This is a genomic window from Agrobacterium larrymoorei (assembly GCF_005145045.1).
Lineage (GTDB): Bacteria > Pseudomonadota > Alphaproteobacteria > Rhizobiales > Rhizobiaceae > Agrobacterium > Agrobacterium larrymoorei.
The window spans coordinates 53,766-67,003 of the sequence record NZ_CP039691.1 but is presented as its reverse complement, the minus strand read 5'-3'; the positions used below and the strand labels follow the sequence as shown (position 1 = coordinate 67,003).

The 13,238-nt window shown below is 59.4% G+C and carries 10 protein-coding genes and 1 pseudogene; 10 read left to right on the top strand and 1 reads right to left on the bottom strand.

Features of this window, described 5'->3' with window-relative positions:
* Window positions 1–10 precede the first annotated feature (10 nt).
* Window positions 11–1,639 (bottom strand): MFS transporter, encoded by a 1,629-nt coding sequence (locus CFBP5473_RS00325; protein ID WP_027674544.1) that lies wholly within the window; start codon window positions 1,637–1,639, stop codon window positions 11–13.
* A 285-nt stretch (window positions 1,640–1,924) separates the two neighbouring features.
* On the opposite strand from CFBP5473_RS00325, the gene rimP reads away from it, so the two are divergent.
* From rimP to CFBP5473_RS00280, 10 genes and pseudogenes are all read left to right on the top strand, one after another.
* Window positions 1,925–2,512 (top strand): ribosome maturation factor RimP, encoded by a 588-nt coding sequence (gene rimP / locus CFBP5473_RS00320; protein WP_027674543.1) that lies wholly within the window; start codon window positions 1,925–1,927, stop codon window positions 2,510–2,512.
* Between the two features lie 65 nt (window positions 2,513–2,577).
* Window positions 2,578–4,199, top strand: a pseudogene (gene nusA / locus CFBP5473_RS00315) (transcription termination factor NusA).
* Window positions 4,196–4,891, top strand: a complete 696-nt coding sequence (locus CFBP5473_RS00310) for an RNA-binding protein (protein ID WP_027674542.1) — start codon at window positions 4,196–4,198, stop codon at window positions 4,889–4,891. The pseudogene nusA and the gene CFBP5473_RS00310 overlap by 4 nt, the downstream one beginning before the upstream one ends.
* A 101-nt stretch (window positions 4,892–4,992) precedes the next feature.
* A complete protein-coding gene (gene infB, locus CFBP5473_RS00305) occupies window positions 4,993–7,722 on the top strand; it encodes a translation initiation factor IF-2 (protein WP_027674541.1) in 2,730 nt (909 codons plus the stop codon).
* Window positions 7,723–7,895: 173 nt separating this feature from the next.
* Window positions 7,896–8,312 (top strand): 30S ribosome-binding factor RbfA, encoded by a 417-nt coding sequence (gene rbfA, locus CFBP5473_RS00300; RefSeq protein ID WP_027674540.1) that lies wholly within the window; start codon window positions 7,896–7,898, stop codon window positions 8,310–8,312.
* A 3-nt stretch (window positions 8,313–8,315) separates the two neighbouring features.
* Window positions 8,316–9,263 (top strand): tRNA pseudouridine(55) synthase TruB, encoded by a 948-nt coding sequence (gene truB, locus CFBP5473_RS00295; RefSeq protein WP_027674539.1) that lies wholly within the window; start codon window positions 8,316–8,318, stop codon window positions 9,261–9,263.
* Between the two features lie 161 nt (window positions 9,264–9,424).
* Complete coding sequence (gene rpsO, locus CFBP5473_RS00290; protein WP_027674538.1) at window positions 9,425–9,694, top strand: 30S ribosomal protein S15; 270 nt, start codon at window positions 9,425–9,427, stop codon at window positions 9,692–9,694.
* A 22-nt stretch (window positions 9,695–9,716) separates the two neighbouring features.
* Window positions 9,717–9,863: a hypothetical protein gene (locus tag CFBP5473_RS24975; protein ID WP_157835795.1), complete on the top strand. Its 147-nt coding sequence runs from the start codon at window positions 9,717–9,719 to the stop codon at window positions 9,861–9,863.
* A gap of 77 nt (window positions 9,864–9,940) precedes the next feature.
* The gene (pnp, locus tag CFBP5473_RS00285; protein ID WP_027674537.1) at window positions 9,941–12,085 is read left to right on the top strand and encodes a polyribonucleotide nucleotidyltransferase; all 2,145 of its coding nucleotides are present in this window, start codon (window positions 9,941–9,943) and stop codon (window positions 12,083–12,085) included.
* A 127-nt stretch (window positions 12,086–12,212) separates the two neighbouring features.
* On the top strand, window positions 12,213–13,232 hold the full coding sequence (locus CFBP5473_RS00280) for a class I SAM-dependent methyltransferase (RefSeq protein ID WP_027674536.1): 1,020 nt from the start codon (window positions 12,213–12,215) through the stop codon (window positions 13,230–13,232).
* The last annotated feature ends 6 nt before the right edge of the window (window positions 13,233–13,238 follow it).

Genomic DNA, 13,238 nt, shown 5'->3' with positions numbered 1-13,238 from the left:
ATCGACCCGCTCAGTGCGGGTCGATATGCGCCTTATGGAAGATATCGTCCTGCGGCGGAATGGCCTGGCGTTCGATCATACGGTGGACACGCGGGCGTGTCTGCCCGCGATGGAGGGTCAGGATACGATCCCAGCTTTCGGCATCTGCCTGCGTGCGGCGGTGATTGTGCCGGACATATTCCACCCATGTCGGGACATGGTAAATCTCGGTCCAGATATCCGGGTTTTCGAGATCCCGCATCAGGCTCCAGTTCTGCGCGCCATCACGTAGGCGAATACGCCGTCGCTCCGCCATGATCGCCATGAATTCCGGCAGATCCGCATCATCGATTTCGTAATCAACCATGATGGCAATGGGTCCGCTGCGCGGCTTCACGTCCAGCCGCAGCGATGGTTCCACGAAGCGGTTGAGCGGATCGAGGTTGAGCGAGGCGAAGGCTGGCATGGTCAGCTTGAAGCCGACGACGACGCCGAGCAACATCAGCGCGCAGGAACAGAGAAGCGAGAAGGTCAGGCCGTGATCTTCGGCCAGTGAGCCCCATAGCCAGCTACCCAGCGCAATGCCGCCGAAGGTCAGCGTCTGGTAAAGCGAAAGAGCACGTCCAACCACCCAGCGCGGAGTGGAAAGCTGGACGATGGTGTTGAAGAGCGAGAGCGCAAGAACCCAGCTGGCGCCGGAAATCGTCAGCACGAGGCTGGTGATGATGGCGTTGGTGCTGATGGCCGTCACACCCGCGCTGAGCGCAAAGCCAAGGAAGGCCACCCGCACGATCCACTCGCTGCTCAGCATCTCGCGCAGCCGGGCGCTGATCAGCGCGCCGCCGATGGCACCGACGCCGAAGGCTCCGAGCATGACGCCATAGGTCAGCGGCCCGCCCTGAACCAGATCGCGCGCCACAAGCGGCATGAGGGCAAGGATGGCACTGGCGGAAAGCCCGAAAAGGAAGCCGCGCACCAGAACCTTGCCGATATTGGGCGACATCGCCACATAGCGCATACCGGCAGATATGGCGGCGAGAAGCTGCTCACGCGGAAGCGTCGACGTGTTCTTCGGCGGCTGCCATTTGACCAGGGCGTAGATCAGCGCGAAATAGCTGAGCGCATTGACGAAGAAGGCCGCGGCAGCACCGGCGGCAGCGACGATGACACCGCCGATGGCAGGACCAACACTGCGGGTGATGTTGAAGCCGACGCTGTTGAGCGTGACCGCGGCTGGCAAGTCTTCGCGTGGGACCATCTCACCGACGGACGCCTGCCAGGAGGGATTGTTGAGCGCCGTGCCGCAGCCGATCATGAAGGTGAAGAACAATAACAGCCATGGCGTCAGCAGGTTGGCCCAGGCGAAGGCGGTGAGCAGCACGGAAGCCACCAGCATCAGAAGCTGGGCCGAGATCATGATGCGCCTGCGGTCGAAACTGTCTGCGAGTGCGCCAGATACCAGAGAGAAGAGCATGATCGGCAACGAGGTGGATGCCTGCACCAGCGCGATCATGTTTTCGGATGTCGAAAGCGCGGTCATCATCCATGCGGCACCCACCGCCTGAATGAGGCCACCGAAATTGGAGGCGAGGCTGGCGAACCATATTCGCTTGTAGGTCGGGTGCCTGAGTGGCGCGAGTGGCGATTTACGGTCCGGCACGAGCGATCCAATTGATTTCAACTGCTGTTCTGGCGCAAGCCACTATAAACGGCGAGGCGGGTAGCGCCACTCATTCAAACTCGCCAGTGGTCATTTTGTGGCAAAAAAATCGAATCTCCGGTTTTAAGCCGTAAACCTTGCAATTCCGGCTACAAGGGTTTATATGCCCATTCAAATTCTTGATCGTCTGATGAAGAGTGGGGCCCGCAAGGCTCCGCTCTTTTTCGTTAGGCGGATTGTTTTATCGGAGCAGATGTTCCGCTTGAGGAAGACCGGAAGAGCATAATGGCAGAAGCCGAACCGAGACTGATAACCGAAACTGGCATCGACCAGCGGATCGCCGAAATCATCGAGCCGGTTTTGACCGGAATGGGTTTCGTTCTTGTCAGAGTTCGACTTTCCAGCCAGAATGGCTCGACTTTGCAGATCATGGCCGAACGCGAGGACGGCACCATGACCGTGGAAGATTGCGAAGCGGTCTCCATGGCCATTTCGCCGGTTCTCGATGTGGAAGATCCGGTCGAGAAAGCGTATCATCTGGAAGTATCGTCGCCCGGCATCGATCGCCCCATGGTGCGCAAGTCGGATTTTGCGCGCTGGCAGGGACATCTCGTCAAGGTCGAGACGTCTATCCTGGTGGATAATCGCAAGCGTTTCCGCGGCAAGATCGCGGAAGTAGAGGCGGACGGTTTCAAGCTCGAGCGTGATCAGATCGGCTATGGTGAAGAGCCGGTCGTGACGATCCCGTTCAACACGCTTTCGGATGCGAAGCTGATTTTGACGGATGACCTTATTCGTGACGCTCTGCGGGCAGACAAGCAGGCCAAGGCCGCCGCTGCTGCGAACCAGAACGAAGAAGCAGACGAAGACTAATTCGAATTAGAGACGCCCCACGGGGCTGTACCCAACGCAAACATGCGACTTATGGAGACAGAAAAATGGCAGTAAGTGCTAACCGGCTTGAGCTTCTGCAGATCGCCGATGCTGTGGCGCGCGAAAAGGTCATCGACCGCGAGATCGTGCTTGCCGCAATGGCCGATGCTATCCAGAAGGCCGCCCGCTCGCGTTACGGCTCCGAAACCAACATTCGCGCCGACATCAACTCCAAGACCGGCGAAATCCGCCTTCAGCGTCTTCTGGAAGTGGTGGAGAAGGCCGAGGATTACGGCACCCAGATTCCGCTTGAACTGGCGCGCGACCGCAATGTCGATGCCAAGATCGGCGACTTCATCGCAGACCCGCTGCCGCCGATGGATTTTGGCCGTATCGCCGCACAGTCTGCAAAGCAGGTCATCGTACAGAAGGTTCGTGAAGCCGAGCGTGACCGCCAGTATGACGAGTTCAAGGATCGTATTGGTGAAATCATCAACGGCACGGTCAAGCGCGTCGAATATGGCAACGTTATCGTTGACCTCGGTCGTGGCGAAGGCATCATCCGTCGTGACGAGATGATTCCGCGTGAAAACCTGCGTTACGGCGACCGCGTTCGCGCCTATGTCTACGACGTTCGTCGTGAACAGCGCGGCCCGCAGATTTTCCTCTCGCGTACCCATCCGCAGTTCATGGTCAAGCTCTTCACCATGGAAGTGCCGGAAATCTACGACGGCATCATCCAGATCAAGTCGGTTGCCCGTGATCCGGGTTCGCGCGCCAAGATCGCCGTGATTTCGAACGATTCCTCCATCGATCCTGTCGGCGCCTGCGTCGGTATGCGCGGTTCGCGCGTTCAGGCCGTTGTCGGCGAGCTTCAGGGCGAAAAGATCGACATCATTCCGTGGAGCCAGGAGCCTGCAAGCTTCATCGTCAACGCGCTGCAGCCTGCGGAAGTGGCCAAGGTCGTTCTGGATGAAGAATCCGAGCGTATCGAAGTGGTGGTGCCGGATGAGCAGTTGTCGCTTGCCATCGGTCGTCGCGGTCAGAACGTCCGCCTCGCTTCGCAGCTGACCGGCTGGGACATCGACATCATGACGGAACAGGAAGAATCCGAGCGTCGTCAGAAGGAATTCAACGAGCGTACCAACCTCTTCATGGAAGCGCTGGACGTTGACGAGATGGTCGGCCAGGTTCTGGCATCGGAAGGCTTCGCGCAGGTCGAGGAACTCGCCTATGTCGAGCTGGACGAAATCTCGTCCATCGATGGCTTCGATGAAGACACCGCTGTTGAAATCCAGACGCGCGCCAAGGAATATCTCGACCGCGTCGAAGCGGAAATGGATGCCAAGCGTCGCGAACTCGGTGTTGCTGACGAGCTGCGCCAGACGACGGTCTGACCTCGCAGATGATGGTTGCCCTCGGTGAAGACGGCATCAAGTCGGTTGAAGACTTCGCAGGCTGTGCGGCTGACGATCTGGTTGGCTGGACCGAACGCAAGGATGGCGAGACGAAGAAGTTCGACGGCATCTTCTCCAAGCTCGACGTTTCGCGCGTCGAAGCTGAGAACATGGTTCTTCAGGCCCGCCTTCTGGCTGGCTGGATCACCGAGGAAGAACTGGCTGCCGAACAGCAGGCTGCGGAAGATGCGGATACGACCGAGGAGGCGGATACCGCTGTTGAGGAATGATTTCGCAGGCGCATGAGCCCGAGGTCGAATCCGACGAGGATTTGGCAGAAGGCAACGCCAATGGGCGTATGTGCATTGTGACACGGCAGAGCGGATCGCCGGATGAGCTGATCCGCTTCGTCGCAGGCCCGAACGGCTCCGTCGTGCCGGACCTGAAACGCCAATTGCCGGGGCGCGGCTGCTGGGTAACCGCAGAGCGCGCCGTGGTCGAAAAGGCAATCGCAAAGAAGCTCTTTGCGCGCGCCTTGAAAACGGATGCCAAGGCAGGGCCGGATCTTCTGGAGATACTGGACCGGCTGATGGTGCAGCAGGTGACGGGCATGATGAACATGGCGCGCAAGGCGGGTCAGTTCATCAGCGGCGCGATGAAGGTGGATGCGGCTGTCCGGTCTGGACAGGCGCTCGCCGTCTTCCACGCCACCGATGCCGCAGCCGATGGTGTCCGCAAACTGGATCAGGCCCGCAAGGCCTGGGTGCTCGGTACGGGCACCGACAAGGAAATACCGTCCTTCAAGCTCTTCACCGGAGCGGAAATGGACGAACTGATGGGCCAGAATGCTTTTATCCATGCCTGCGCGCTTGCGGGACAGGCGGGTGAGGGTGTAGTGAAGCGCGCAAAGATGCTTGAGCGGTATCGCCACGGCGAGAAAACTGAAGCGGAAGTTGGCGCTGCCCGAACGGAACGACAATGATGCGGTTATCGGACAAGACCGGTTTCCGTGTTCGGATGCAGCAATTGAAAGACAGGGCCTGATGGTGTCATCCGGCTCTCGTCTGAAGGAACGGGAACGGAATGACCGATAACAACGACGACAAGACACTCAACGCACAGCCTAAGAAGACGCTCACCCTCAAGCCGGGCGGGTTGAATCAGGGCACGGTGCGTCAGGATATGGGTCGTGGTCGCACCAACGCAGTTGTCGTGGAGACACGCAAGCGACGCCCCATACGTCCTGAAGACGAGAAGCATGTGGCGCCAGCCCCTGTTGTTGCGCAGCAGCCCCGGCCTGCAGCACCTGTTGCTGCGCCAGCCGCGCCGCGTCCGCAGCAACCGGCACCCCGCGTTCATCAGCCGAACAACAATCAGCAGCGCTCGCAGCCATCTTCGCAGCAGCGTCAGCCAGAGCGCCCTCGCGGTGCCGTTCTGCATGACCTTTCTGCCGGTGAAATGGATGCGCGTCGCCGCGCTTTGGCTGAAGCCCAGGCTCGCGATATCGTAGAAGCCAAGCAGCGTGCCGAAGATGAGGCTCGCCGCAAGGTCGAAGAAGAACAGCGCATTGCCGCGGAGAAGGAAGAAGCAGCACGTCGCGCCGCCGAAGAAGCCGCGGCAGCAAAAGCTGCAAGCGAAGCTCCTGCCAAGGTGGAAGAAAAGCCAGCGGAACGCCCGGCAACGACGACGGCTGCTCAGCCGGTGCGTCGCGATGTGCGTCCGCAGTCGCCACGTCCGTCTCCAGCCGCCGCCGCTGCTCCGGCTCCAGACATGCCGGGCCGTGGTGTTCCAGGCGCTCGCCGTACCGATAAGGACGATGACGACGATCGCAATGCACGTCGTACCAGTGCGCCGGCTCGCGGCAAGGTCGTTGCACCTGCGCCCGCCAAGCCTGCTGCCCGTCTGAAGACGGAAGACGAGCGTCGTCGCGGCAAGCTGACTGTTACGTCGAACCTCGATGAAGAAGGTTCGCCACGCGGTCGTTCGCTCGCCTCCATGCGTCGCCGCCAGGAAAAATTCCGCCGCAGCCAGATGCAGGAAACGCGCGAAAAAGTCATGCGCGAAGTCATCCTGCCGGAAACCATCACCATTCAGGAACTGTCGCAGCGCATGGCGGAGCGTGCGGTGGACGTCATCAAGTACCTGATGAAGGAAGGCCAGATGATGAAGCCGGGCGACGTCATCGACGCCGATCTGGCTGAACTGATCGCTGGCGAATTCGGCCACACCGTCAAGCGCGTTTCGGAATCGGACGTCGAAGAAGGTATCTTCAACATTGCCGACGTCGAAGGCGAAATGCAGTCGCGTCCGCCGGTCGTCACCATCATGGGTCACGTCGACCACGGCAAGACCTCGCTGCTCGACGCCATCCGTCAGGCCAACGTCGTTGCTGGTGAAGCCGGTGGCATCACCCAGCATATCGGTGCTTATCAGGTCGAGCAGAACGGCCAGAAGATCACCTTCATCGACACCCCCGGCCACGCTGCCTTCACGGCCATGCGTGCCCGCGGTGCGCAGGCAACCGACATCGCCATTCTGGTGGTTGCGGCTGACGACAGCGTGATGCCGCAGACGATCGAATCGATCAACCATGCCAAGGCCGCCGGTGTTCCGATCATCGTGGCGATCAACAAGATCGACAAGCACGAGGCAAACCCTGAAAAGGTTCGCCAGCAACTGCTCCAGCACGAAGTGTTCGTGGAATCCATGGGCGGTGAAGTGCTGGACGTGGAAGTCTCTGCCAAGAAGAAGCAGGGTCTCGACAAGCTGCTGGAAGCCATCCTGCTGCAGGCCGAAATCCTCGACCTCAAGGCCGACCCGACCCGTACGGCGGAAGGCACGGTCATCGAAGCCGAGCTCGACCGTGGTCGCGGTGCGGTTGCCACCGTTCTCGTCCAGAAGGGTACGCTGAAGCCGGGTCAGATCATCGTTGCTGGCGATCAGTGGGGCCGTGTGCGCGCTCTGGTCAACGACAAGGGTGAGCACGTCAAGGAAGCGGGCCCAGCCATGCCGGTCGAAATTCTCGGCCTGTCCGGTACGCCGTCTGCCGGTGACCGTTTCGCGGTTGTCGAAAGCGAAAGCCGTGCGCGCGAGATTTCCGAGTATCGTCAGCGTCTTGCCCGTGACAAGGCCGTTGCCCGCCAGACCGGCCAGCGCGGTTCGCTCGAGCAGATGATGAGCCAGCTACAGACTTCCGGCATGAAGGAGTTCCCGCTGGTCATCAAGGCCGACGTGCAGGGTTCCGTCGAAGCGATCATCGCATCGCTCGAAAAGCTCGGCACCGACGAAGTGCGCGCACGCATCGTTCATTCGGGCGCAGGCGCCATCACGGAATCGGATATTTCTCTTGCAGAAGCATCCAACGCCGCGATCATCGGCTTCAACGTCCGTGCGAATGCACAGGCACGCACCGCGTCCGAGCGTGCTGGCATCGAAATCCGCTACTACAACATCATCTACGATCTGGTGGATGACGTGAAGGCGGCGATGTCTGGCCTCCTGTCGCCGGAACGTCGCGAGACCTTCCTCGGCAATGCCGAAATCCTCGAAGTCTTCAACATCACCAAGGTCGGCAAGGTTGCCGGTTGCCGTGTGGTCGAAGGCAAGGTGGAACGTGGTGCAGGCGTTCGTCTGGTTCGCGACAACGTCGTCATCCACGAAGGCAAGCTCAAGACGCTCAAGCGCTTCAAGGACGAAGTCAATGAAGTGCCGGTCGGCCAGGAATGCGGTATGGCCTTCGAAAACTACGAAGACATTCGCGCAGGCGACACGATCGAGTGCTTCCGCGTGGAGCATATTACCAGAACGCTCTAAGCGCTCTGCTTGATTGACTGAATTGTAGCGAGCGCTGGCTTTACCGGCGCTCGCTGAATTTTAAGGGTACCCGGCAAAAGACGGCTTTAGCGGTCTTCAGCCAGACGGTGCTTAACCAGAAGCTTGGGCGACATCTCAATTCCGTTTCCCATAATGCTGAGGCAAGAATAACAATGGCAAAAGCAACATCATCCGCACCCTCCCAACGCATGTTGCGCGTTGGTGAACAGGTGCGCGCTGCGATCACCCAGATTCTCCAGCGCGGCGAAGTGCGTGACGACCTGATCGAGAAGACAATCATTTCCATTTCGGAAGTCCGCATGTCTCCCGATCTGAAGATCGCCACCGCCTATGTGACTCCACTCGGCGTTGCCGATCACACCGATACGATCGCGGCGCTGAACCGGCATGCCAAATACCTGCGCGGCAGGCTGGGTCCGCATTTGCAGCAGTTCAAATACGTGCCTGAACTTCGCTTCCGCGACGATACCAGCTTTGACAATTACAAGAAGATCGATGCCCTGCTGCGCTCTCCCGAAGTGCAGCGCGACCTCGGACCTTCCAACGAAAAAGACGACGAACAGAACTGAAGAATGTCCAAACCACGCAAACAGCAGAACCGCAAACCCAAGGGCCGCCCGATTTCCGGTTGGCTCATCCTCGACAAGCCGTTCGACTTCGGCTCCACCGAAGCCGTTTCCAAGATCAAGTGGCTTTTCAACGCGCAGAAGGCAGGCCACGCCGGAACGCTCGATCCGCTCGCCTCCGGCATGCTGCCGATTGCGCTCGGCGATGCCACAAAGACCGTGCCTTACGTCATGGACGGTCGCAAGATTTACGAGTTCACCGTCAGCTGGGGTGAAGAGCGCACGACGGACGATATGGAAGGGGAGGTCCTCAACACCTCCGACACCCGTCCGAGCGAGCAGGATGTCCGTGATCTCTTGTCGAAATATACCGGCACGATCCTCCAGATCCCGCCGCAGTTTTCCGCCATCAAGATTGCCGGTGAGCGCGCCTATGATCTGGCCCGCGAGGGTGAGATCGTTGAAATACCCGCTCGTGAAGTCGAAGTTCATCGCCTGACGCTGCTGGCATGCCCGGATGAGAATACCGCGCATTTCGAAGTGGAATGCGGCAAGGGCACCTATGTTCGTGCGCTGGCGCGTGACATGGGTCGCGATCTCGGCTGCTACGGTTTCATTTCCGAGTTGCGGCGCTCCATGGTCGCGCCCTTTGCCGAAGACGTGATGGTGCCGCTGGAAAAGCTGACGGAACTGGAAACCATCGAAGACCGCGACGAGCGCCTCGCAGCTCTCGACGCTTACCTCATCGATACGTCCGAAGCCCTGTCCTCACTGCCGCATCTGATCATCAATGATGATCAGGCGCATCGCCTGAAAATGGGCAATCCCATCCTGCTGCGTGGTCGCGATGCGCCGACGCAGGAATCGGAAGCCTATGCTACCGCGCGCGGCAGGCTGATCGCGATTGGCGAGATCGGTCAGGGCGAGTTCCGTCCCAAGCGCGTCTTCGGCTGAAACCAGTTAAAAGAGGCGAAGAGCTAAGCCTCTTTCATTTGCACCCGGAATGGTTTATAGGCACCGCCAGCTAGGCGTTGCCTTTGCTATTGAATGGCCAGTGCTGGACGACATCCCGGCACGTGGCGTCCCGTTTTCCTTAAAATAGAAAGGATATCACGATGTCGATTACTGCAGAGCGCAAAGCCGCCCTCATCAAGGAATATGCAACGAAGGAAGGCGACACCGGTTCGCCTGAAGTTCAGGTCGCAATCCTGACCGAGCGGATCAACAACCTGACCGAACACTTCAAGGGCCACAAGAAGGACAACCACTCTCGTCGTGGCCTTCTGACGCTGGTTTCCAGCCGCCGTTCGCTTCTCGACTATCTGAAGAAGAAGGACGACGCCCGTTACACGAAGCTGATCGGCGCCTTGGGCATTCGCCGCTAAAACCTGACCGGCGGGCCACCTCTTGAAGGTGCCCGTCGGTTTTTCATCCGGCACCATGCCGGAAAACGAAGACGGGCCGGATGGGCCGGAGCCGTCTGAACCAACCGATGACCTGTCATGGGGCAGGATTGCAGGACGCTTGTCACCGAACACGGTGGCGCTCTTTTAAAAGCCTCCCGCTGTCTTGCCCGTGATTTGGTTCGCAGCCGCTCTTTTCAAAAAGCGCGGCGACAAGAAGGACAAGATATGTTCAATCAACATTCCGTGGAAATCGAATGGGCAGGCCGCCCGCTGAAGCTGGAAACGGGCAAGGTTGCCCGTCAGGCTGACGGCGCCGTCATCGCCACCTATGGCGAGACGATGGTTCTCGCAACCGTCGTTTCCGCAAAGTCTCCGAAGCCGGGCCAGGACTTCTTCCCGCTGACGGTCAACTATCAGGAAAAGACCTACGCTGCCGGTAAGATCCCAGGCGGCTACTTCAAGCGCGAAGGCCGTCCAAGCGAAAACGAAACGCTCGTTTCCCGCCTGATCGACCGCCCGATCCGCCCGCTCTTCCCTGAAGGCTACAAGAACGACACGCAGGTCGTCGTCACGGTTATCCAGCACGATCTGGAAAACAACCCGGACGTTCTGTCGATGGTTGCCGCTTCCGCAGCGCTGACGCTTTCCGGCGTTCCCTTCATGGGCCCGGTCGGCGGCGCGCGCGTCGGCTACATCAACGGCGAATATGTTCTCAACCCGCATCTCGACGAGATGGACGAGTCCGTTCTCGACCTCGTCGTTGCCGGTACGCAGGACGCCGTTCTGATGGTCGAGTCCGAAGCCAAGGAACTCAACGAAGAGATCATGCTCGGCGCCGTCATGTTCGGCCACAAGGGCTTCCAGCCGGTTATCGACGCGATCATCAAACTCGCTGAAGTCGCCGCCAAGGAGCCGCGCGAATTCGAACCGGAAGATTTCTCCGCTCTCGAAAACGAAATGCTCGGCCTTGCCGAAGCAGAACTGCGTGATGCCTACAAGATCACCGAAAAGGCTGCCCGCTACAACGCCGTCGACGCCGTAAAGGCGAAGGTCAAGGCGCACTTCCTGCCGGAAGAAGGCGAAGCCAAGTACACGCCCGAAGAAATCGGCGCTGTCTTCAAGCACCTTCAGGCGAAGATCGTTCGCTGGAACATTCTCGACACCAAGAGCCGTATCGACGGTCGCGATCTCTCCACGGTTCGTCCGATCATCTCGGAAGTCGGCCTTCTGCCACGCACGCATGGTTCGGCGCTCTTCACGCGCGGCGAAACCCAGGCCATCGTTGTTGCCACACTCGGCACTGGCGAAGACGAGCAGTATGTCGACAGCCTGACCGGCATGTACAAGGAACGCTTCCTGCTGCATTACAACTTCCCGCCCTACTCGGTCGGTGAAACGGGCCGCATGGGCTCCCCAGGCCGTCGCGAAATCGGCCACGGCAAGCTGGCATGGCGCGCAATCCGCCCAATGCTGCCATCTGCCGAGCAGTTCCCCTACACGCTGCGCGTCGTCTCGGAAATCACCGAGTCCAACGGTTCGTCCTCCATGGCAACCGTTTGCGGCACCTCGCTCGCTCTGATGGATGCAGGCGTTCCTCTGGCAAAGCCGGTTGCCGGTATCGCCATGGGCCTGATTCTCGAAGGCGACCGTTTCGCGGTTCTCTCCGATATTCTCGGTGACGAAGATCACCTCGGCGACATGGACTTCAAGGTTGCCGGTACGGCAGACGGCATCACCTCGCTGCAGATGGACATCAAGATCGCCGGTATCACCGAAGAGATCATGAAGGTTGCTCTGGAGCAGGCTCAGGGCGGTCGCACGCACATTCTCGGCGAAATGGCCAATGCCATCACCGAGAGCCGCGGCCAGCTCGGCGAATTCGCACCGCGTATCGAAGTCATGAACATTCCGGTCGACAAGATCCGTGAAGTCATCGGCTCCGGCGGTAAGGTCATTCGCGAAATCGTCGAAAAGACCGGCGCGAAGATCAACATCGAAGACGACGGCACCGTCAAGATCGCTTCCTCTTCCGGCAAGGAAATCGAAGCGGCCCGCAAGTGGATCCACTCCATCGTGGCAGAGCCGGAAGTTGGCCAGATCTACGAAGGCACGGTCGTCAAGACCGCAGACTTCGGCGCATTCGTCAACTTCTTCGGCGCACGTGACGGCCTCGTTCACATCTCGCAGCTGGCTTCCGAGCGCGTTGCCAAGACCTCCGACGTCGTCAAGGAAGGCGACAAGGTTTGGGTCAAGCTGATGGGCTTCGATGAGCGCGGCAAGGTTCGCCTCTCCATGAAGGTTGTCGACCAGGCAACCGGCAAGGAAGTCGTTGCTGAAAAGAAGAGCGAAGGCGACGCTGCCGCCGAATAAGGCGGTACCGCTTTCTCATAATCGAGGCGCGGGTTCTGCCCGCGCCTTTTTTCTATTTGTTCTAACGCATTATCCGCACGCAAAACCGCTTCACACTTTTGCTGGAAATGCACTTAAGGATGCTCCTATGAGCCGTGACGCTATCAAAACCCTGTTCCACCCCTTCGCTGCAAACATGCTGGAAGCGCCGAAAGCTGGCGAGCGCGTGTTGTTTCTGGGCGCAGAAGCAGGCGCGCCCCGGCTGGAAGGCTTCGACGCCGAAATCGTCGCGGTTCAAAATCTGCGTCCGCTTTACCGCGCCCTCCAGGCTTCTGGCGCTGAGGTTACGCCAGAGATTTCCGGCGAAGATTACGACGCGGCTTTCGTTCTCTGCGGCAAGCACCGTGGCGAAAACGAGAACCGCATGGCGGAAGCCTTGAAGCGCGTAAAGGCGGGTGGGCTCATCGTTGCTGCCGGTTCCAAGGAAGACGGCATCGTCACGTTGCGCAAGACGCTGGCCAAGCTGGGGATCGAGGCCGAATCCACACCGAAATATCATGGCGTCGCACTCTGGTTCACGAAGCCGGAGGATGCTTCTGCTGCGATTTCGAAGCTGGAGCAGAAGCCGGTCACCATCGAAAACCGCTTTACCGCCATGCCCGGCATGTTCTCGCATGATCGCGTCGATGATGGCTCGGAACTGCTCGTTTCCCGCCTGCCGACGGAGTTCGATGGCAATGCGGCCGATTTCGGTGCTGGTTGGGGCTATCTCTCGGTCATGCTGGCCGAGAAGTCGCCGCGCACAGCCCGCATCGATCTGTTCGAAGCGGATTGGAATGCGCTGGAATTTGCCAAGAACAACCTGCTGGAGAACAATCCCCGCCTGACGGCCCGCTTCTTCTGGCAGGATCTGGTGGCTGAGCCGCCAAAGGAAAAATACGATCTCATCATCATGAACCCGCCCTTCCATGCAGGCGGACAGGCGGCTGAACCGGCACTGGGTCAAGCGATGATCAAGACGGCTGCGGGCGCATTGCGCAGCGGCGGCAAGCTGCTGATGGTCGCCAATCGTGGCCTGCCCTATGAGCCGATCCTTGCCAGCGAATTCCGCAAGAGCGAAGAAGTGTGCCGCAATGCCCGCTTTAAGGTTTTGAGCGCGCAGAAATAGTTATCA

Coding starts and splice junctions, on each gene's coding strand:
- rimP (WP_027674543.1), top strand. CDS start 1,925: ATGGCAGAAGCCGAACCGAGACTGATAACCGAAACTGGCATCGACCAG.
- CFBP5473_RS00310 (WP_027674542.1), top strand. CDS start 4,196: ATGATTTCGCAGGCGCATGAGCCCGAGGTCGAATCCGACGAGGATTTG.
- infB (WP_027674541.1), top strand. CDS start 4,993: ATGACCGATAACAACGACGACAAGACACTCAACGCACAGCCTAAGAAG.
- rbfA (WP_027674540.1), top strand. CDS start 7,896: ATGGCAAAAGCAACATCATCCGCACCCTCCCAACGCATGTTGCGCGTT.
- truB (WP_027674539.1), top strand. CDS start 8,316: ATGTCCAAACCACGCAAACAGCAGAACCGCAAACCCAAGGGCCGCCCG.
- rpsO (WP_027674538.1), top strand. CDS start 9,425: ATGTCGATTACTGCAGAGCGCAAAGCCGCCCTCATCAAGGAATATGCA.
- pnp (WP_027674537.1), top strand. CDS start 9,941: ATGTTCAATCAACATTCCGTGGAAATCGAATGGGCAGGCCGCCCGCTG.
- CFBP5473_RS00280 (WP_027674536.1), top strand. CDS start 12,213: ATGAGCCGTGACGCTATCAAAACCCTGTTCCACCCCTTCGCTGCAAAC.